Below are 21,613 nucleotides of genomic sequence, written 5' to 3' on the forward strand. Positions count from 1 at the left end.
AGGACATTCATGTGAAAGAAAGTTGCAGGCTGTGAAATTTGTTTCTTGAGGGCGGTTGACTATGGTACTATACCTTACCAGCAGTTTCATTCCACATCAGGAACTGGGCTCGTATGAAAAATTAGAGCCCTTAGATAGCTACGGCTTTTTTGAGGATCTTAGAAAAGAATGGCCGGGACCTGCTAACTTTCTTTATGTTCCATGTAATCCCAAAGCGACTGAAGAAAATGAGCATCAGATGAAGCGGGTTCTGGATGCCTTTGAATTTTCAAAGCTTCCGATTAAGGACACAAAGGTTCTGGATGAGAAGTCATCTGCAAAGGCTTGTGTAGATTGGGCAGATGTTATATATCTTGCAGGTGGACATGCGCCTACTCAGCTCAATTTTATGAAGCGTGTTGGCTTAAAGAGTGCTATTTTCGATTTTGGTGGAATTGTTATAGGACTCAGTTCCGGTGCTGCCAACGCTGCCTATTATGTTTATCATATGCCTGAGCGTGAAGGCGAAGCAATGGATCCGAACTTTATCAGATTTACTGATGGTCTCGATCTTACTAATATTCAGATTATTCCCCATAAGGATTATATACAGACTTTGAAGGTTGATGGTCTTAGTCTTGTTGATGACATAATTATTCCCGACAGCTTTGGATGTAAATTCTATTTTATTTCCGATGAGAGCTATTTTAAGGCAAAAGATGGAAGAACCATTTTCAAAGGCAAGGGTGAAATAATAGAGGATGGACTTGTTACACCATTAAAACAAGGCGCAATAGTGCCTTTTATGGGGTATGTGGAGCAGCCTGTCATTAAAACTCTGTTTTCAGAGGGCTATGACATGGTATTCTGCGTTGAAAAGAATGACAAGCGGTGCGAGGTCTATTATCTTAATGATGACCTGAGAAATCTTTTCGTGCAGACACATCTGGAATATAACGAAATATGTGAAAAGCTTGCCCTGACAGTTGTTCCGGAAGAACGGGCATCTTATCTTGATCAGATAAGGCTTCCTGTCATAAAAAGAGAAATGAATAAGAGGGGAGATTACGTTAGAACTATCCATGTTGATACTCCTCTTGGTCGAAGGGCAAAAAACATAAGAGTTAAGGAAGTTCCCGGATATCCTGACTGGTATATGGTCATCTATATAGATATTACTACTATACTGGACCATGACTGGATGACTGATGAGTATGCAAGAACAGGCTTTTTGGATAGGGCTAATGTGTTCCTGGATGAGCTTACAGCTGACGATCATTACTCCCTTGTATACGCCAATGTAAAGGAATTTAAAGCGGTAAATGAGCTGTTTGGCAACCAAAAGGGTGATATGGTTATTTTCCAGACAAGGGATGCTCTTAGGAAGCACCTTAAGCCTATGCTCATGGGAAGACTTGAGAGCGACCATTTTGCCGTAATAACAGATGATGAGAACCTTAATGAAAAGAATTTAAAAATTATGTGCCGACAGGTTTTCAAAGGGGAATCTATGGAGTATACCTTTGAAATTCACTGTGGCATATACCAGATAAATAATCCGACTATTGATATCATGCAGATTATTGCCGGAGCAAAGCTTGCAGAAAAGAGTCTTAGAATCAGCAAAAGAAATATGCTTTTTGCATACTATGATGATTCTATGAAGGAAAACTATGTGAAGCAGCGTTTCCTTCTGTCTGACTTTGAGAGAGCTTTGGCAGACAATGAATTTGAACCCTATTATCAGCCGATAGTAAATGCTAAGACAGGAAAGATAGTAAGTGCCGAGATGCTTATAAGATGGCGTCACAGAGATCTTGGTATGGTATCGCCTGCTGATTTCATTCCGATCATCGAGTCTGAGGGCAAGACATCACTGCTTGATAAATTTATGGTCGAGAGGGGAATCGATTTTATAGAGAAGTGCTTTACACTTGGGAAGAGAGCTGTTCCATGCGCAATAAATCTCTCCAGGGTTGATTTCTATGACACGGCATTTATCGAGAGTCTCTTCGAGTACATAAAGCGTATTGAGCCTGCCATGGTAAGGTTCGAGGTAACAGAGTCTGCTTATGCCGACCTTGAGAGCAAGGCTTTGGAATATCTTGACAAGATGAAGAAGCATGGAATAAATATCCTTCTTGATGACTATGGTAGCGGTATGAGTTCACTGTCCATGCTGGAAACCTTTGACTTTGACATCATCAAGCTTGATATCGGTTTTGTCAGGAAAATAGGAATCAACAAGAAGTCAGAATCAATAATTATCTCCACGATCAAGCTCGCCCACGCAATAGGAGCGAAGGTTACGGCTGAAGGTGTGGAGACTGAAAAGCAGCTGAAGTTCCTGCAGGATGCAGACTGCGATTATATACAGGGATATTATTTCTACAAACCACTGCCGGAGGTATCCTTTGAGAATCTGCTGGACTCCCTGTAAGCTTTAATAATGTAAGTAAGGACATGAGAAAGGCTGTCGCATTAAGCGGCAGCCTTGTTTTTAGTATTCATCTCTTGTTATATTGCGGAGCCATTTTTTGCTCTTGTAGTGACCGATAACCCAAGGCCATTTTACAAATTCGTCGGTGCAGAGAAGGAAGTAAACCCACATGGGCGGCAGCTTTAGAAGTGCAGCGGCTATAAATCCCAGTGGAACAGCGTAGCACCACATATCGATGGTGTCACAGATAAAGCCCCAGCGGCTGTCACCACCTGCTCTGAATACTCCTGCGATAAGAGTTGTATTAACAGCAGCACCCATTACGTAATAGGTGTTTATGAAAAGCATGGTTTTTAAATAGTCTTTTCCGAGCGGTGTAAGATTTGCAAAGCTAAGAAATATCGGCATAAGAAGGAAGATTATAAGACCTCCTATTGCACCGAATAACACTGTCATTTTCATAAGTGTCTTGGACGCTTCGTCCGCATCCTCGAGACGGTTTTCACCGATTATCTGACCAAGAAGGATTCCACCTGCGCTGGCAACGCCAAAGCAAAGGATCGTTCCGAAATTCCTTGCAAGGGAAGTGAAGGAATAAGCAGCAACCACGTCGCTTCCGAGGAACTGTCCGATGATTACGGAGTACATGGAAAATGCCAGGCCCCAGGATACATCGTTTAGCATGGCAGGAAGTGCCATTTTGAAAAAGTCCTTGAGAAGCAGATCATTTTTAATAAACATGTAGGAGAGCTTGAGCTTTGCATTTTTACTTCTGATGGAGACAATGATACATAAGATAAGCTCTATAACTCTTGATATTGAGGTTGCAAGAGCAACACCTGCGGCACCAAGCTGCGGTGCTCCGAAAAGTCCGAAAATGAACACTGCGTTAAGCAGTATATTAAGCGAAAAGGCTATGGTGTTCAGTACTGTTGAGATAGTGACTCTTCCTATACTTCTGAGGGTAGAAAGGTATATCTCGATAACACCCCAGCAGATATAAGCGACGCTGATGTTCCTGAGGTATGAGGCTCCGATGGTGATGAGCTCCGGGTCAGGAGTGAACACGCGCATCATATATCTTGGGAAGAACATGGCACATGTACCAAATGCAAATGCGGCCAGAAGTGAAAATCTAAGAGCGATGCCTTCTATAACATCTATGGCCTTCATGTCGCCTTTTCCATAGTACTGGGAGCAGAGCATGGTAACTCCGGTACCAAGACCATAGAAAATCATAAACAGAACGCTGGCATACTGGGCAGCAAGAGAAACTGCTGATATATGGCTTTGTCCCACATAGTTGAGCATAACCACGTCAGCTGAGTTTACTGCGACGCTTAACAGATTTTGAAGTACGATCGGGATTGTTAATTTTAATATTTGTGAACGATAATTTTTCTTGTTGCGATTCATGATGCCATCCTATCTGAAATTGTTGTGTACGATTAATAATATTAACACAACTAAATAGTATAATGACAGACGGGACATGATATTTTCCTACCATAAATTTATGGGGTTCACCTTGACTTTTTATTTGCTCGTAGTTAAACTAATGGGCAGAGCGTTGATGATGTGGGGCGTGTCCCCGGGATGTTCTGTTTTCCATAATAGAGAGACAGGTCACTGGCTGGAAGCCTGTCTGGTAAAGACAGTTCGGAAATTTCGCATCGGAGCTACAATTTAAGATTAAAATGAGTGTCTGTCATGTATTTATGGCAGGAATCAGGGTGGTACCGCGGATTTTATTCGTCCCTTACATCTTTAACGATGTAAGGGATTTTATTTTTTTAGGAGGTAAACATGATCAAAGAGCAGTTAGAAAAAATCAGGGAAAGCGCGCTTAAGCAGATCGAAGAGACAGAAAGTCTTGATAAGCTTAATGATGTTCGCGTAACTATCCTTGGTAAAAAGGGAGAACTTACAAGTATCCTTAAGAGCATGAAGGATGTGGCACCTGAGGACAGACCCAAGGTTGGCCAGATGGTAAATGAAGTAAGAGAGGAAATCGAAAAGAACCTCGAGTTTACAAAGAAGAAGATGGAGGCTGCTGTCCGCGAGGCTAAGCTTGCCAGCGAGACTATCGACGTTACACTTCCCGCAAAGAAGAATAACGTAGGTCACCGTCATCCCAATACCATCACTCTTGAGGACGTTGAGAATGTCTTCATCGGAATGGGTTATGAGGTTGCTGAGGGTCCTGAGGTTGAGAAGGACTATTACAACTTTGAGGCACTTAATATCCCTGCAGATCACCCTGCAAAGGATGAGCAGGATACTTTCTATATTTCAGGAGATCTTCTTCTTCGTACACAGACATCTTCAACTCAGGTTCATGAGATGGAGAAGGGTAAGCTTCCTATTAAGATGATCGCTCCCGGTCGTGTTTTCAGAGCAGATGAAGTTGATGCTACACACAGCCCCAGCTTCCACCAGATCGAGGGTCTTGTTATCGATAAGGACATCACCTTTGCTGATCTTAAGGGAACTCTTGCTGAGTTTGCCAAGGAGATCTTCGGTGAGGACGTTAAGGTTAAATTCAGACCTCATCACTTCCCATTCACAGAGCCTTCTGCTGAGATGGACGTAAGCTGCTTTAAGTGCGGTGGTAAGGGATGCCGTTTCTGTAAGGGCGAAGGATGGATTGAGATCCTTGGCTGCGGTATGGTTCACCCTCACGTTCTTGAGATGAGTGGAATCGATCCTAACGAGTACACCGGCTTTGCATTCGGTCTCGGTCTTGAGAGAATTGCAGTGCTTAAATATGAGATTGATGACATGCGTCTCCTGTACGAGAACGACATACGATTCTTAGAGCAGTTCTAAAAGTAATCACTTAGCGAGGTTATTACATAAAAAGGAGATTAGAAATATGGATGCTAATTTAAATTGGCTTAAAGTATACGTACCGGACTTGAATGCAAGTGATCAGGAAATCCTTGATGCACTTACACTTTCCGGAACAAAGGGCGAAGGATTCCATCGCCTTGATAAAAATTTAGAGAAAATTGTTGTAGGTCAGATCGACAAGATCGAGCCTCATCCGGACGCTGACAAACTGGTTATCTGCCAGGTTAACATCGGCTCTGAAATGATTCAGATCGTTACCGGTGCAAAGAACATGAAGGAAGGCGATAAGGTTCCTGTTGTTCTTGATGGCGGAAGAGTTGCAGGCGGACATGACGGCAGCCCGAATCCTGAGGAAGGAATCAAAATCAAGGCCGGCAAGCTTCGCGGTGTTCCCAGTGCAGGTATGATGTGCTCTATTGAGGAGCTTGGTTCATCAAAGGATTTCTATCCGGATGCTCCCGAGGACGGACTTTATATTCTTCCTGAGGACACAGAGGTTGGAGCTGATGCAGTAGAGGTGCTCGGTCTTCACGATACAGTATTCGAATTTGAAGTAACAAGTAACCGCGTAGACTGCTACAGCATTCTTGGTATTGCAAGAGAAACAGCAGCTACCTTCAAGCTTCCCTTCAAGGCTCCTGAGGTTAAGGTTGAGGAGACTTCTGAGAAGGCTTCAGATTATATTTCAGTTGAGATCAAGGATGCAGATCTTTGCTCACGCTACTGCGCAAGAGTCTGCACAGATATACAGGTTGGTCCTTCACCCGAGTGGATGCAGAGAAGACTTGCAGCTAACGGTGTTAGACCTATCAACAACATCGTTGATATCACTAACTATGTAATGCTAGAGTATGGTCAGCCCATGCATGCATTCGACCTTTCAACAATCGCTGGCAACAAGATTGTTGTTAAGAGAGCACAGGACGGCGAGAAGTTTGTAACTCTTGACGGTCAGGAGAGAAATCTCGACAGCGAAGTTATCATGATCTGTGATGGCGAAAAGGAAGTAGCTATCGGTGGTATCATGGGTGGTGAGAACTCAATGATCACAGAGGGTGCCAAGACAGTTCTCTTCGAGGCTGCTACCTTCAATGGTCCCAACATCCGTAAGAGTGCTAAGAGAATCGGTCTTCGTACTGATGCTTCAGGCTTCTTTGAAAAGGGCCTTGATCCTAACAACGCTGAGGATGCTATCAATCGTGCATGTCAGCTTGTTAACGAGCTTGGCTGTGGTAAGGTAACATCAGGAATCGTTGAGGCAAAATCACCTATCAAGCCTCTTAACAGAATTAAGTTTGAGCCCGAGAGAATCAACAAGCTTCTTGGTACAGATATCGACAGACAGACTATGCTTGATATCTTTGCAAGAGAAGATCTCGTTTATGATGAGGCTTCAAACGAGATCATCATTCCCAGCTTCAGACAGGACCTTGTAGGCTTCTGTGACATCGCTGAGGAGGTTGCAAGATTCTATGGCTATGACAAGATTCCTTCTACACTTCCTAAGAATGCACCTACAACAGGTAAGCTTACATTCAAGATGACTGTTGAGAAGACAGCTCGTGAGGTTGCACAGTTCTGCGGCTTCTCACAGGCTTACGGCTATTCCTTCGAGAGCCCCAAGGTATTTGATAAGCTTCTTTTACCTGAGGATGCTCCTGAGAGAAATGCAATTACAATTTCAAACCCTCTTGGTGAGGACTTCTCAATTATGAGAACAATCCCGCTTAACGTTATCCTTACAAGCCTTGCAACTAACTTCAAGCGCAGAAACAAGGATGTTAAGCTTTACGAGATAGCTAATATCTACATCGCTAAGGAGCTTCCTCTTAAGGAACTTCCCGATGAGAGAGCACAGTTTGTTCTTGGTTTCTACGGTGATGGCGACTTCTTCACAATGAAGGGTGCTGTTGAGGAGTTCCTTGGACAGATCGGTATGGCTGACGAGCTTGAGTATGATGCTAAGGCAGGTAAGCCTTTCCTTCATCCCGGACGTCAGGCACTTATCAGCTTCAAGGGAGAGACAATCGGTTATCTTGGTGAGGTTCATCCTGAAGTACTTGATAACTATGGAATCGGTTCAAGAGCTTATGTTGCAGTTCTTGATCTTCCTGCAATCGTTCCTCACGCAAGCTACAACCGTGTTTACACAGGAATCGCTAAGTTCCCTGCTGTAACAAGAGACATCAGTATGGTAGTTCCTACAGATGTAACAGCTGGCAACATCGAGAAGATGATCAGACAGCGCGGTGGTAAGAAGCTTGAGAAGCTTGAACTTTTCGATATTTATGAGGGATCTCAGATTGAGAAGGGCTTCAAGTCCATGGCTTATTCACTTGCATTCAGAGACAAGGAGAAGACCCTTGCAGATGATGAGATCAATGCAGCTATGAAGAAGATATTGAATGGTCTTGAGAGCCTGAATATTAAGCTTAGAAGCTAAGGAGATATATCATGAAAAGAACTAATGTATGGACAAAATACACTGCAAAGCAGTTAAAAGAATTAGAGTCATTTACTGACAACTATAAGACATTCCTTGATAACGCAAAGACAGAGCGTGAAGCGATTGACACAATCGTAAACGAGATCGAGGAAAAGGGCTACAGAGAGCTCAACACTCTCATCGGCAAGAACACAAAGCTTAAGAAGGGCGACAAGGTTTACAGCGTTTGGATGAACAAGTCTATTGTTATGTTCCATATCGGTTCCGAGCCCTTTGAGAACGGTATGAACATCCTTGGTGCTCATATCGATTCTCCCAGAATGGATGTTAAGCAGAATCCCCTTTATGAGGATACAAACATTGCTTACCTTGATACTCACTACTATGGTGGTATCAAGAAATATCTGTATGTTACTATTCCGCTTTCAATTCACGGCGTAGTTGTGAAGAAGGACGGCACAACAGTACAGCTTAATGTAGGTGAGGATGAGGATGATCCGGTATTCTTCATAAGTGATCTTCTTATTCATCTTTCAGCTGATCTTATGGGCAAGAAGGCCTCCAATGTAGTTGAGGGTGAGGCTCTTGATCTTGTTGTTGGAAGCAGACCCTTCGTTATCGAGAGCGATGATAAGAAGAAGGCTGATAAGAAGAACAGCAAGCTCACAGATGGTCAGCAGTACGCTGTATCCTATGAGAAGGAAGTTAAGGAGGAGAGCGGCAAGGTAAGCGACGCTGTTAAGCGTGGTATCCTTGGAATCCTCTATGATCTTTACGGTATCGAGGAGGAGGACTTCCTTTCAGCAGAGCTCGAGATCGTTCCTGCAGGAAAGGCAAGAGACGCAGGCTTTGACCGTTCAATGATCCTTGCTTATGGTCAGGACGACAGAGTATGTGCATATCCTTCAATGGAGGCACTTCTTGATGTTAAGAACCTTAAGAGAACAGGCTGCTGCATCCTTGTTGACAAAGAAGAGATCGGTAGCGTAGGCGCTACAGGTATGCAGAGTAAGTTCTTTGAGAACGCTGTTGCAGAGATTATGAATCTCTGTGGTGAGTACAGTGAGCTTAAGCTCAGAAGATGCCTTGCAAATTCCTGCATGCTTTCATCTGATGTTAACGCTGCATTCGATCCGCTTTACGCAGGTCAGTTTGAGAAGAAGAATGCATCACTTCTTGGCTATGGCCCTGTATTTAGTAAGTTTACAGGCAGCCGCGGAAAGTCAGGCTCCAATGATGCTAACGCTGAGTACATCGCTCATCTTAGAAGCATCTTCGAAGAGGATGATGTGGAATTCCAGATGGCTGAGCTTGGTAAGGTAGACGTAGGTGGTGGCGGAACAATCGCTTACATCCTTGCACTTTACGGAATGAATGTTATTGATAGCGGCGTAGCAGTTCTTAACATGCACGCACCTTATGAAGCTACTTCCAAGGCTGATGTCTATGAGGCATACAGAGGCTATAAGACATTCCTGAACAAGGCTAGTCTTACGAATATGTAAAGTGAGATAGCAAATCTTTGATTTGCGTGATCGAACTTTGTTCTGGCGAGGGCTTTAGCCCGAGAGCAGAATTTCCTTATGAATTTTTAGGAGAAAAATATTGAGTATTACAAATTCAGGTGCTGCGGACCCTAATCTGGGTCTTCGCACCAGCGATTATTATTTTGATCTTCCCGAGGAACTTATCGCTCAGGACCCGCTTCCTGCCCGCGATGATGCAAAGCTTCTTGTAATGAATAAGAATACGGGTAAGATTACCCATAAGATTTTTCATGATATCATCGACTATCTTAAGCCCGGTGACTGCCTCGTGTTAAATGATACAAAGGTTATCCCTGCACGTCTTCTTGGAACCAAGAAGGATACAGGCGCTGCAGTTGAGATACTTCTTCTCAAGAGAAGAGAGAATGATATTTGGGAGACACTTGTTAAGCCCGGGAAGAAGCTTCGCCCCGGCGCAGAGGTTATCTTCGGAGAAGGACTTCTTAATGCTAAGATCCTTGATATTGTTGAAGAGGGTAACAGACTTGTTCAGTTTTCCTACGAAGGAATCTTTGAGGAGGTGCTTGATAAGCTTGGAGAGATGCCGCTTCCGCCTTATATCACACATAAACTTCAGGACAAGAATATGTACCAGACAGTTTATGCAAAGTATGAGGGATCAGCAGCTGCGCCCACAGCAGGTCTTCACTTTACTCAGGAGCTTTTAAAGAAAATCCAGGACAAGGGAATTGATCTTGCGTATGTAACACTCCATGTGGGACTTGGAACCTTCAGACCTGTTAAGGTTACTAACGTTCTTGAGCATCATATGCACACAGAGTGGTATCAGGTTAATAAAGAAGCTGCGGATAAGATAAATAAGGCAAAGGAGAGCGGACATCGTGTTATCTGTGTTGGAACTACCAGCTGCAGAACAATCGAAAGTGCTGCCGATGAAAACGGACATATTGAGCCCTGTGCAGATAATACATCCATTTTCATTTATCCGGGCTATAAATTTAAGGTCACAGACTGCCTTATTACAAATTTTCATCTTCCGGAATCAACACTTGTTATGCTGGTTTCAGCGCTTGCAGGCAGAGAAAATGTGCTTAACGCATACAATGAAGCTATCGAAAAACGTTACAGATTCTTTAGCTTTGGCGATGCATGTTTCTTTACGGATGATGAGATTTAAGATATAATTATTTTCTAAATCGAACATTATTTATCTGAGGGGGAAATTATGGAAGAGAGAAGAAAATACAAAAGGCTTGACCTTGATGGTGAGCTCATCATGAAACCTATTTGCTCTACTTCAGAGCCGGAGGCAGTTGCTATTTCAGTTATAAACTGTTCCCGTGCAGGAATGGGATTTCAGTCAGACTTACAGCTTACCATGGGGGATAACTATGAATGTAACCTCACCATTTGGACTAAAGAGGTTCTTCATGTATTCATTAAAATCGTTCGAGGAACTGCCCTTGAGGATAGCTATGAATATGGTGCTATTTTCATCGGAATGCCTGAATATGACAGACAGAGAATCTCTGTTTATGAGACTGTTCAGGATACACTCGAGGAAATGTAAAGGATTATATCATGCGCGAATTTAAAGACTTACAGATTGCGGTTGCAGGTGCCGGCTATGTCGGACTTTCAATCGCTACTTTACTGTCACAGAAGCATAAGGTGACAGTTGTAGACATTATTCCTGAGAAGGTTGAGATGCTTAATAAGCGTATTTCACCCATCCAGGATGACTACATTGAGAAATATTTTGCAGAAAAAGAGCTTGATCTTACTGCAACAACAGACGGAGAGTCTGCTTATAAGGATGCTGATTTCGTAGTTATCGCAGCTCCTACTAATTATGACAGTAAGAAGAACTACTTTGATACCAGTGCTGTTGAGGCTGTAATTGACCTTGTTAAGAAGGTTAATCCTAACGCCTACATGGTAATCAAGAGTACTATTCCCGTTGGTTACACCAGAAAAGTAAGAGAGAAGATGGGAACAGATAAGGTGCTCTTTAGCCCTGAGTTCCTTAGAGAGTCTAAGGCTCTCTATGATAACCTCTATCCCAGCCGTATTATCGTGGGAATGGATGAGAATGACGCTGAGCTTAAAAAGGCTGCTGATACCTTCGCAGAGCTTTTGAAGGAAGGAGCACTTAAGGAAAACGTAGATGTTCTTTTCATGGGCTTCACAGAGGCTGAAGCAGTTAAGCTTTTTGCAAATACATATCTGGCACTCAGAGTATCATACTTCAACGAGCTTGATACCTATGCTGAGATGAAGAACCTCAACACTGATCAGATCATCAAGGGCGTATGCCTCGATCCCAGAGTTGGTGATTTCTATAATAACCCTTCCTTTGGTTACGGCGGATACTGCCTGCCTAAGGATACTAAGCAGCTTCTTGCTAACTATTCTGATGTTCCGGAGAACCTTATCGAGGCTATCGTTGAGTCCAACAGAACACGTAAGGATTTCATAGCTGACAGAGTTCTTGATATCGCAGGTGCTTACGGTAACAGTGAGTCCTATGATGCTAAGAAGGAACACGAGGTTATAATCGGTGTTTACAGACTTACAATGAAGAGTAATTCAGATAACTTCCGTCAGAGCAGTATTCAGGGTGTTATGAAGAGAATCAAGGCTAAGGGTGCAACCGTAATTATTTACGAGCCTTCACTTGAAAACGGAACCACATTCTTCGGAAGCCACGTGGTTAATGACCTTGATGAGTTTAAAAAGAAGAGTGCAGCGATCATCGCTAACAGATACGATTCCTGCCTCGATGATGTAGCAGATAAGGTTTATTCAAGAGATATATTCAGAAGAGACTAATCTATACATTTAAGACAAAAAATAAGAGCCATGCGATTTGATCGCATGGCTATGTTTTATTTTGTGAGATTTTTAAGATCCTTAAAGAAGTCCGGATAAGATATTCCAACGCACTTATCATCAAGAATTCTTGTTGAACCTTCGGCAGCAAGAGCAGCAACTGCAAAGCTCATTGCTATTCTGTGATCGTTGTTGCAATCGATATCGGTAGCATGAAGTGGCTTACCGCCATGAATTATCATTCCGTCATCTGTGGGCTCTATATCAGCGCCCATGGCCTTCAGGTTATTGCATACGGTATCGATTCTGTTTGATTCCTTTACCTTAAGCTCCGCTGCATCCTTGATTATAGTGGTGCAATCAGCTGTTGCGGCAACTACAGCAAAGATGGGAAGCTCGTCGATCATGGTCGGGATAAGCTTTCCTGATACCTCGAAGCGTCCGTTTTCATTACCGTGAAGCTCTGAGTATCTTACGTGAAGATCAGCTCTTGGCTCAATTGATTCATCTACGTTTTCAAGCTGGATATCAGCGCCCATCTGAGTGAGGATGCTGAGAATTCCGGATCTTGTCTTGTTGATTCCAACATTGTGAATGATGATGTCAGAGCCGGGAACAAGGAGTGCAGCTGCGATGAAATATGCTGCTGAAGAAATATCCCCGGGCACATTTACCTTGATTCCACGAAGAGGGAGTCCCGGATGCAGGATAGCGGAGGAGCCACCTTTAACATCAACCTCGTCATGGATATCAGCACCGAATGCACGAAGCATTATCTCTGTATGGTTTCTGCTAAGCGCGGGCTCATAAACTACAGTATCTGTTTCTGCATAAAGGCCTGCGAGAATAACACAGGATTTAACCTGAGCAGAAGCAACAGGGCTGTGATAGGATATGCCGCGAAGTCTCTTGCCACCTTTGATCATAAGAGGAGCACAGTCATTGCCAAGAGCAGAGCTGATATCAGCACCCATCTGTGTAAGGGGCTTGATGATTCTGTTCATCGGACGTTTTTCAATTGAGCTGTCACCTGTGATCATGGAATCGAAGGGCTGCGCAGCCAGAATTCCAGATAATAAGCGGGTTGTGGTTCCGCTGTTGCCGGTATAAAGAGTAGAAGACGGAGCATGGAGACCGTGAAGTCCTTTACCGTGTACGGTTATGGTAGGAACACCGTTCATGGGTCTCTGGGAATGCTCAATAAGGATACCGAGCTGTTTAAAACATTCAATTGTGGAGAGACAGTCTCCACTTTTTAAGAAACCTGTTATCTCTGTGGCTCCTTCAGAAATAGCACCGAACATGATGCTTCTGTGAGAAATTGATTTGTCCCCCGGAACAAATACATTGCCGGTTAAAGGCTTTGTGCTTTTTTCAATACTGATCATGGTTGGTTCCCTCTTTTTTCAAGTAAAAGTTAGTGTGTCAAAGGGTATCAGTCAACTGACGGATATCCGTGAGTTTCTAATAATTTTAATGCTTTTTCCATGGCTTTGTCATCATGAAATTCTATACTTAATGTACCGTGTTCGAATTCTCTGTTATGGACAATGCCGATATTCTTGATGTTGATTCCGTTGACGGAAAGAAGAGTGGCAACTGATGCGATGTTACCGGGCTCATCTGCGATATCAACACGGATAACATAGGTCTTCTGGATAGGACCGCGTCTAAGGTCATTGAAGGAATCTCTGTATTCCCTTGCGGATGAGAAGAAATCCATAAGACCGTTGCCGTCAACATCATCTATAACTGCCTTCATCTCATTTAAATAGCTGATGTACTTATCAAGCAGTACGGATATGTTCTTGTGATTTGTAAGACATATCTGCTGAAGCATAACAGGTGAAGATGATGAAATTCTGGTGATATCCTTAAAGCCACCTGCGGCGATCATTTTCATAAGACCGTCCTCTGAGTCGCTGTCATGAACAAGATTAACAAGGCATCCGCTTATAACGTGAGGAACATGGCTTACTGCAGCTGTTATGAAGTCGTGCTGCTCATAGGGGATAATAAGCGGTGTAGCGCCCATCATCTCAACCAGCTCCCTGTAGTTTTCAATTCGTTCGTCGGTTGTCTTTTCTGTTTTTGTAAGAATATAAAAAGCGTTCTCTAAGATAGAAGCTTTAGAGTTTATGTAACCGATTCTCTCGGTACCTGCCATGGGATGGCCGCCGATAAACTGCTCCTCAAGTCCAAGCTCCTTAACATGCTCATGGATGCTTGTCTTAACAGAGCCGATATCAGTAAGTGTTGTCTTAGGATTGAGATAAGGCTTTATAAGAGAAAGATTATCATTATTTCTTTCAATCGGTGCGCACAGAAAAATGTAGTCGCACTCTGAAAATCTCTCATCAACCTTCTCACAGGCTTCGTCAACGATTCCATCCTCTTTAGCCTTGAGTGATGTTTCGGGATGGGGTGTATATGAAATAATGCGGATCTTAGGATTCTTGGCTTTCAGGGCTCTGGCCATAGAACCGCCGATAAGACCAAGACCTATAAAACCACAGGTTAGATTATCTGTATTCATGAAAAACTCCTTGGAAAGTACATATTTAGTAGTATAAAAAAGCCTTGAACAGTTTACACTATAACACGTTAAAGTGCGAAAATCAATCGATTTGATTTTACAACATCTATTAATTGGATGTTTTTTACCCAATTGTGCAAATTTGACCGAATTACTTGTATTGTATGCACAATTTTAGTAAAATATATCCATAGGGTTAGGGGGAATCTAAAAAATACTTCAATATTTTTTCCCAACATAATTTAAGACTTGGAGGAGCAAGATATGAAAGTTTACACAAGTGACAAAATACGCAACGTCGTACTCTTAGGTCATGGTGGAGCCGGCAAGACTTCCCTGGCGGAAGCAATGGCTTACCTCTCCGGAATTACTTCCCGAATGGGTAAAGTATCTGATGGAAATACCGTCAGTGACTTTGATAAAGAGGAACAGAAGCGTCAGTTTTCAATCAGCACTACCAACATTGCAATGGAGTGGGATGGACACAAGATAAACGTTCTTGATTCACCCGGATTCTTTGATTTCGTTGGCGAAGTACAGGAAGCAATGAGCGTTGCTGATGCAGCGATCATCGTAGTTTCCGGTAAGGCCGGTGTTGAAGTCGGAACAGAGAGAGCATGGGATCTTTGCGAAAAGTATGGTATCCCTCGTATGTTCTTCGTTTCAGATATGGATATCGATGATGCATCCTACAGACAGGTAGTTCAGGACCTTACAGATAAATATGGAAAGAAGATAGCACCCTTCAATCTTCCTATTCGTGAGAATGAGAAGTTTGTTGGTTACGTAAATGTTATTCAGGAAAAGGGCTTCCGTTGGGAAGGCAAGGACGCAGTTGAGTGCGAGGTTCCTGATTACAACAAGGAATATCTGAGTCAGTATCGTGATGCTCTCATGGAAGCAGTTGCTGAGACCAGTGAAGAGTTCATGGACAGATACTTCAGCGGAGAGACCTTCTCAGAGCAGGAGATCAGATCTGCACTCAGAAACAACGTATGTGACGGTTCAATCGTTCCTATTGAGATGGGATCAAGTATTCTTGCACAGGGTGTTTACACACTGCTTGATGATATCATTAAGTACATGCCTGCACCTGAAAATCGCAAGATGGCCGGCATCAACATGAAGACCAATGAGATTTTCGAAGCTAACTTCGATTTCTCCAAGCCGAAGACAGCTTTTGTATTTAAGACAATGATGGATCCTTTCATTGGAAAGTATTCAATGATCAAGGTTCGTTCAGGTGTTATCAAGACTGATGACGTTATGTACGATTCCAATAAGGATACAGAAGTTAAGATCGGTAAGATCTATGTAATGCAGGGCAACAAGACTATTGAAGTTCCCGAGCTTCACGCAGGTGATTTTGGTGCCCTTCAGAAGCTTGATATCTCTACAGGTGATACACTTTCAACAAAGGCTAATCCTGTACAGTATGCTAAGATGGATATTTCCGAGCCTTACACATACATGAGATATAAGGCACAGAACAAGGCTGATATCGATAAGATTGCTCAGTCACTTGCCAAGCTTTCAGCTGAGGATGCAACTCTTAAGGTTGTAAACGATGCAGAGAATCATCAGTCACTTATCTATGGTATGGGTGATATGCACCTTGAGATCGCTGTAAGTAAGCTCCTTAACGAGTACAAGGTTGGTATTGATCTCGATAAGCCGAAGGTAGCTTTCAGAGAGACAATCCGCAAGAACTCAGATGTAGAGTACAAGTATAAGAAGCAGACCGGTGGTCACGGACAGTATGGACACGTTAAGATGCGTTTCGAGCCTTCAGGCGACGATACAAAGGCTTATATCTTTGATCAGGTTGTAGTAGGTGGTGCTGTTCCGAAGAACTACTTCCCGGCAGTTGAGAAGGGTATTGCTGAGGCTTCTCAGAGAGGACCTCTTGCAGCTTATCCAGTTGTCGGTGTAAAGGCTACACTTTATGATGGATCCTATCACCCGGTTGACTCTTCAGAAATGGCATTCAAGGTTGCAGCAAGCAACGCCTTCAAGAAGGGCTTCATGGAAGCTACACCTGTTCTTTTAGAGCCCATCGCTACACTTAAGGTTACTGTTCCGGATGCATTCACCGGTGACGTAATGGGTGACCTTAACAAGAGAAGAGGCCGCGTACTTGGAATGAATCCTACCGGCGATGGCAAGCAGGTTATCGAGGCTGATATCCCGATGATGGAACTCTATGGATATTGCACAACCTTAAGATCCATGACAGGTGGCGCAGGAGACTATGAATATAGTTTCGCTCGCTACGAGCAGGCTCCTTCAGATATTCAGCAGAAGGAAGTTGCAGCAAGAGCTGAAAAGGTTAAGGAAAACAGCATAGAAGATTAAGCTGTAATAAAATGACTATAAAAGAGCTGACATTTCAATTTACGAAATGTCAGCTCTTTATTATTTTTTTATAGTTTTTTAAAAGCGTGCTTATATCTATATGATACGATAAATCTGATGATGCATAAGTATGCTTTTTGTGAGGAATTGATATGCCACAATTTGGAATGCATATGGGGTTAAGATATGACATAATCGGAGAATATGCCAGCCTTATTTTTGCTGTGCTTCTTTTGATTTTTATATCTCTGACCAAGCCAAAAAAGTCAAAATCCTTCAAGTTCCTTGTTTTGGGAACTGTTGTGTCTGTATTTGCGACTGCAACTCAGATAATGATAGTAGAAGTCGCAAGTAATGTTGAAACCTATTATGATAGAAATTCATTTACGGCATTACTTGTACTTTTTCTGGTTTTATATCTTTTTATTCTTATCCTCATATTCAATTATGTGAATCTCTTAAGTGAGAAAAGATTGAAGAAAAAATCTGTAATAGTAATGCTCTATGTTCTCGTTGCAACTATATACTTTGCAGGTGTGATTTATCAGGTTGCAATGAAGAATCTGTATTTTGTCAGAACTGATGGTATAGATATATATCATTTTACAAGATTTTACTGTGTTGCAGGTATTGTTTGTGTGCTTATCTGCACTTTTGCATGTTTCTTGAGAAGGCGTTATGTTTCAAGAATTGTTATAAGAGCAGCACTCATATTATTACCTGTAGAACTTGTATTTCTTGTGGCTCAGATAATTGCCAGACACTCAATTTTCACAGGTGCGACTTACGTAATGCCGCTGGTTATTCTCTATCAGCTTTTCCATTCAAATCCCTATGATGAAGAGACCGGATGTCAGAATCTGGGCGCTCTTGAAAGTAAGTTTTTGACAAATACAAGAAGGGGGAGGATTTTCTACCTGGCATATATTGATTTCCCCCAGATCACGGATAGTTCCTTTACACCTGACTATGCTGGTCTTACTGTGGAGATGGCAAGAGTCTGCAGGGAAATTGAGAGAATATCTAATAAGATTTTCCTCTATAGGGTAAACTTTGGAACCTTTGTATCTGTTATTGAGACAAAGGAGCGCTCTGATGCCGAGAATTATGCGGAACATATAAGAGATATTCTGGATAATTTCTATGAAAGAACAGAGGAGCATATTCACTATTTCCTTGGTGTTTGCGGAGATAGCAGAAGGTTTGCTGCAGTTGGTAATAAATGGTCACAGCTCTTCATGTGGTACATGAGAGAACAGAAGCTCAAGGATGGAGAAAATGTGTATTACTTCGCCAATGGCAGAGACTTCAGAGAGTTTGATGAAGTGTTTAAGATCGAGCAGGCGCTTATGGATATCAGGGTTAAGATGGATCCCGAGGATGAACGTATTCTTTGCTATGCCCAGCCTATCTACAGTGTAGAGAAGGATGAGTTCAGGTCAGCAGAGGCACTGATGAGACTTACAATAGATGGAAAGATGATTCCTCCGGATGCATTTATCCAGATCGCAGAGAAGAACAACTGTATCCATGCTCTAACCGTTATAATGATGCACAAGGTCTGCAAGGCTCTGGAAAAGCTCTCAGAGGAGTATGATTTTGATGCAGTGACGATAAACTGTTCAACTGCAGATTTTACTGATAAGACCTTCTATAAGGAAATTATGGACATAATCCACAGCTACAAGGTTGATCAGAAGATGATAAGACTTGAGCTTACAGAGTCCATGATGGCGGACAACTATGAAGCTGTTAAGCACAATATGGATATGCTTAACAATGAAGGTATACAGCTTTATATGGATGATTTCGGAACAGGCTATTCAAATCTCGAGAGAGTTGTTGATGTTCCGGTTCAGACCATTAAGTTCGATAAATCACTTCTCTATAAATCTATTCAGGACGACCGCGTAGACGATATCATTACCTATATGATCGATTTTTTCAAGAAAAATGGCTTTGTTACTCTGGTTGAGGGTGTCGAGGATGAGACCCAGAAGAAATTCAGTATCGACAGAGGATTCGATTATATTCAGGGCTATCATTACGCAAAGCCTGCGCCCATTGAGAGTCTGGGCAAATATTTTACCAAAAAAAGGATGACTTCCATAACATAGAACTGAGGTACCTCGCTTGAATATGGCACTTTAATATGATAAAATTCTTAACTATATTCTAAAAAAACGAGGTATCTCAAATGTCAGAGTTATATAATCACAAAGAAGTTGAAGAAAAATGGCAAAAGATTTGGGATGATGAGAATGCATTTGCAGCAAGCAATGATTACTCTAAGCCCAAGTACTATGCACTTGTTGAGTTCCCTTATCCTTCAGGTCAGGGACTTCATGTAGGTCATCCGCGTCCGTATACAGCGCTGGATATCGTTGCACGTAAGCGCAGAATGCAGGGCTATAACGTTCTTTATCCCATGGGCTGGGATGCTTTCGGACTTCCTACCGAGAACTATGCGATCAAGAATCACATTCATCCTAAGATCGTAACAGCTAACAACGTTAAGAAGTTCAAGAGCCAGCTTCATTCTTTGGGTTATTCCTTTGACTGGAACAGAGAAATTAATACAACTGATCCAGATTACTACAAGTGGACTCAGTGGATATTCTTAAAGCTCTTCAAGGCCGGACTTGCTTATAAGAAGGAAATGCCTATTAACTGGTGTACTTCATGTAAGGTTGGTCTTGCAAACGAGGAGGTTGTTAACGGCGTTTGTGAGCGTTGCGGTTCTGAGGTTGTCCGCAAGGTTAAGAGTGAGTGGATGCTCAAGATCACAGAGTATGCTGATAAGCTTATCGATGGTCTTGACGGTGTTGATTATATTGAGAGAGTCAAGGTTTCTCAGAAGAACTGGATCGGACGTTCAACAGGTGCAGAGGTAGACTTTGCAATCAAGGATACAGAGGATCACCTTACAGTTTATACAACACGTTGCGATACACTTTTCGGTGCAACATATATGGTTGTATCTCCTGAGCATCCTTACCTTGATAAGTATCAGGACAGAATCAATAACTGGGACGCAGTTATCGAATACAGAGAGGCAGCTGCCAAGAAGTCAGACTTCGAGCGTTCAGAGCTTGCCAAGGATAAGACAGGTGTTGAGATTGATGGTCTTAAGGCTATCAACCCTGTTAACGGAAAAGAGATCCCGATCTGGGTTTCAGATTACGTACTTATGAGCTATGGTACAGGTGCTATTATGGCGGTTCCTGCCCATGATGACAGAGACTGGGAGTTTGCTAAGAAGTTTGATCTTCCTATCATCCAGGTTGTTGCCAAGGATGGTGAAGAGGTTGATGTTAATGCTGCTGCATTTACAGATGTTGCTACAGGCGTACTTATTAATTCAGACTTCATCAATGGCCTTTCAGTAGCAGATGCTAAGGAAAAGATGATCTCCTTCCTTGAAGAGAAGAAGATTGGTCATGCACAGGTTAACTACAAGCTTCGTGACTGGGTATTTTCACGTCAGAGATATTGGGGAGAGCCTATCCCAATCGTTGAATGTGAGAAGTGCGGATTTGTTCCGATCGATGAGTCAGAGCTTCCGCTGCTCCTTCCTGAGGTAGACAGCTACGAGCCTACAGATAACGGTGAATCACCTCTTGCAGCTATGACAGACTGGGTTAACACAACATGCCCTTGCTGTGGTGGACCTGCAAAGAGAGAGACAGATACTATGCCTCAGTGGGCAGGATCTTCATGGTACTTCCTCAGATATACAGATCCTACCAACAAGGATGCACTTGCCAGCAAGGAAGCACTTAAATACTGGCTTCCCGTTGACTGGTACAACGGAGGAATGGAGCATACAACACTTCACCTTCTGTACTCAAGATTCTGGCACAAGTTCCTCTATGATCAGGGCGTAGTACCTACAACTGAGCCTTATCAGAAGAGAACAAGCCACGGAATGATCCTTGGTGAGAACGGCGAGAAGATGAGTAAGTCCCGTGGTAACGTTGTTAATCCTGATGATATCGTAGAGGATTACGGTGCTGATACACTTCGTACCTATGAGATGTTCATCGGTGCGTTCGACCTTGCTGCTTCATGGTCTGAGGACGGCGTTAAGGGCTGTCGCAGATTCCTTGAGAGAGTATGGAAGCTACAGGATATTCTTGTTGACGGAGATGAGTACTCAGATGATCTTAAGGGTGAGATGCACAGAACCATTAAGAAGGTTTCAAGCGACTTTGAGAACCTTAAGTACAACACAGCTATTGCAGCTATGATGTCACTTATCAATGATTTCTATAAGAAGAATGCAGTAAACAAGGCTGAGTATAAGACACTTATCACAATGCTTAACCCTGTTGCTCCTCACATCACAGAGGAGATCTGGCAGAGAATCGGTGGTGAGGGAAGACTTTACCAGCAGACATGGCCTGAGTATGATGAGGCACTTACTGTAGAGAACACAATAGAGATCGCTGTTCAGGTTAACGGTAAGGTTCGTGCAACCATCTCAATTGGCAAGGATGATGCTAAGGATGATGTACTTGCTAAGGCTAAGGAAGCTATTGCAGGCAAATTTGATGGCAATATTATCAAAGAGATCTATGTTCCCGGCAAGATCGTGAACATTGTTATGAAGTAATATCAGCTGTCCTATAAAAGATACAATTTCAAAACCGCTACATGCTCGA

General features: G+C 42.7%; 13 protein-coding genes. 10 read left to right on the forward strand and 3 right to left on the reverse strand.

All coding sequences use genetic code 11. From position 1 onward, the window contains the following. Positions 1–61: 61 nt before the first annotated feature. Positions 62–2,419, forward strand: a complete 2,358-nt coding sequence (locus G601_RS0114685) for an EAL domain-containing protein (RefSeq protein ID WP_026665819.1) — start codon at positions 62–64, stop codon at positions 2,417–2,419. 60 nt (positions 2,420–2,479) lie between these two features. Here the strand turns inward: G601_RS0114685 and G601_RS0114690 are convergent, their stop codons facing one another. Then, complete coding sequence (locus G601_RS0114690; protein WP_026665820.1) at positions 2,480–3,835, reverse strand: MATE family efflux transporter; 1,356 nt, start codon at positions 3,833–3,835, stop codon at positions 2,480–2,482. A gap of 393 nt (positions 3,836–4,228) precedes the next feature. Between G601_RS0114690 and pheS the strand changes: the two genes are divergently transcribed. From pheS to G601_RS0114720, 6 genes are all read left to right on the forward strand, one after another. After that, positions 4,229–5,248, forward strand: a complete 1,020-nt coding sequence (gene pheS, locus G601_RS0114695; RefSeq protein WP_026490539.1) for a phenylalanine--tRNA ligase subunit alpha — start codon at positions 4,229–4,231, stop codon at positions 5,246–5,248. Between the two features lie 46 nt (positions 5,249–5,294). After that, the gene (pheT, locus tag G601_RS0114700; protein WP_026665821.1) at positions 5,295–7,715 is read left to right on the forward strand and encodes a phenylalanine--tRNA ligase subunit beta; all 2,421 of its coding nucleotides are present in this window, start codon (positions 5,295–5,297) and stop codon (positions 7,713–7,715) included. A gap of 11 nt (positions 7,716–7,726) precedes the next feature. Next, positions 7,727–9,223 (forward strand): aminopeptidase, encoded by a 1,497-nt coding sequence (locus tag G601_RS0114705; protein WP_026665822.1) that lies wholly within the window; start codon positions 7,727–7,729, stop codon positions 9,221–9,223. A 100-nt stretch (positions 9,224–9,323) separates the two neighbouring features. Then, on the forward strand, positions 9,324–10,403 hold the full coding sequence (gene queA / locus G601_RS0114710) for a tRNA preQ1(34) S-adenosylmethionine ribosyltransferase-isomerase QueA (RefSeq protein WP_304412513.1): 1,080 nt from the start codon (positions 9,324–9,326) through the stop codon (positions 10,401–10,403). Between the two features lie 48 nt (positions 10,404–10,451). Continuing rightward, entirely contained in the window at positions 10,452–10,796 is a 345-nt protein-coding gene (locus G601_RS0114715) for a PilZ domain-containing protein (RefSeq protein ID WP_026490543.1), read from the forward strand. 11 nt (positions 10,797–10,807) lie between these two features. Beyond that, the gene (locus tag G601_RS0114720) at positions 10,808–12,058 is read left to right on the forward strand and encodes a nucleotide sugar dehydrogenase (RefSeq protein ID WP_026665824.1); all 1,251 of its coding nucleotides are present in this window, start codon (positions 10,808–10,810) and stop codon (positions 12,056–12,058) included. 56 nt (positions 12,059–12,114) lie between these two features. Here the strand turns inward: G601_RS0114720 and aroA are convergent, their stop codons facing one another. Together aroA and G601_RS0114730 are read right to left on the reverse strand one after the other, a co-directional pair. Beyond that, complete coding sequence (gene aroA / locus G601_RS0114725) at positions 12,115–13,446, reverse strand: 3-phosphoshikimate 1-carboxyvinyltransferase (protein WP_026665825.1); 1,332 nt, start codon at positions 13,444–13,446, stop codon at positions 12,115–12,117. A 47-nt stretch (positions 13,447–13,493) separates the two neighbouring features. Next, positions 13,494–14,594 (reverse strand): prephenate dehydrogenase/arogenate dehydrogenase family protein, encoded by a 1,101-nt coding sequence (locus G601_RS0114730; RefSeq protein ID WP_026665826.1) that lies wholly within the window; start codon positions 14,592–14,594, stop codon positions 13,494–13,496. A gap of 264 nt (positions 14,595–14,858) precedes the next feature. On the opposite strand from G601_RS0114730, the gene G601_RS0114735 reads away from it, so the two are divergent. The 3 genes from G601_RS0114735 to leuS all read left to right on the forward strand — a co-directional run bounded on the left by G601_RS0114735 (position 14,859) and on the right by leuS (position 21,564). Next, positions 14,859–16,949 carry an elongation factor G gene (locus G601_RS0114735; protein WP_026665827.1) on the forward strand — a complete coding sequence of 697 codons (2,091 nt, stop codon included), beginning with the start codon at positions 14,859–14,861 and terminating at the stop codon, positions 16,947–16,949. A 152-nt stretch (positions 16,950–17,101) separates the two neighbouring features. After that, positions 17,102–19,066 (forward strand): EAL domain-containing protein, encoded by a 1,965-nt coding sequence (locus G601_RS0114740; RefSeq protein ID WP_026665828.1) that lies wholly within the window; start codon positions 17,102–17,104, stop codon positions 19,064–19,066. A gap of 80 nt (positions 19,067–19,146) precedes the next feature. Then, entirely contained in the window at positions 19,147–21,564 is a 2,418-nt protein-coding gene (leuS, locus tag G601_RS0114745) for a leucine--tRNA ligase (protein WP_026490549.1), read from the forward strand. Positions 21,565–21,613: the final 49 nt, after the last annotated feature.

Origin of the sequence: Butyrivibrio sp. FC2001 (assembly GCF_000424125.1) — a bacterium.
GTDB lineage: Bacteria > Bacillota > Clostridia > Lachnospirales > Lachnospiraceae > Butyrivibrio.

Bases quoted from the DNA above. Each gene is read 5' to 3' on its own strand.
- G601_RS0114685 (WP_026665819.1), top strand. From the start codon at position 62: ATGGTACTATACCTTACCAGCAGTTTCATTCCACATCAGGAACTGGGC.
- G601_RS0114690 (WP_026665820.1), bottom strand. From the start codon at position 3,835: ATGAATCGCAACAAGAAAAATTATCGTTCACAAATATTAAAATTAACA.
- pheT (WP_026665821.1), top strand. From the start codon at position 5,295: ATGGATGCTAATTTAAATTGGCTTAAAGTATACGTACCGGACTTGAAT.
- G601_RS0114705 (WP_026665822.1), top strand. From the start codon at position 7,727: ATGAAAAGAACTAATGTATGGACAAAATACACTGCAAAGCAGTTAAAA.
- G601_RS0114715 (WP_026490543.1), top strand. From the start codon at position 10,452: ATGGAAGAGAGAAGAAAATACAAAAGGCTTGACCTTGATGGTGAGCTC.
- G601_RS0114720 (WP_026665824.1), top strand. From the start codon at position 10,808: ATGCGCGAATTTAAAGACTTACAGATTGCGGTTGCAGGTGCCGGCTAT.
- aroA (WP_026665825.1), bottom strand. From the start codon at position 13,446: ATGATCAGTATTGAAAAAAGCACAAAGCCTTTAACCGGCAATGTATTT.
- G601_RS0114730 (WP_026665826.1), bottom strand. From the start codon at position 14,594: ATGAATACAGATAATCTAACCTGTGGTTTTATAGGTCTTGGTCTTATC.
- G601_RS0114735 (WP_026665827.1), top strand. From the start codon at position 14,859: ATGAAAGTTTACACAAGTGACAAAATACGCAACGTCGTACTCTTAGGT.
- G601_RS0114740 (WP_026665828.1), top strand. From the start codon at position 17,102: ATGCCACAATTTGGAATGCATATGGGGTTAAGATATGACATAATCGGA.
- leuS (WP_026490549.1), top strand. From the start codon at position 19,147: ATGTCAGAGTTATATAATCACAAAGAAGTTGAAGAAAAATGGCAAAAG.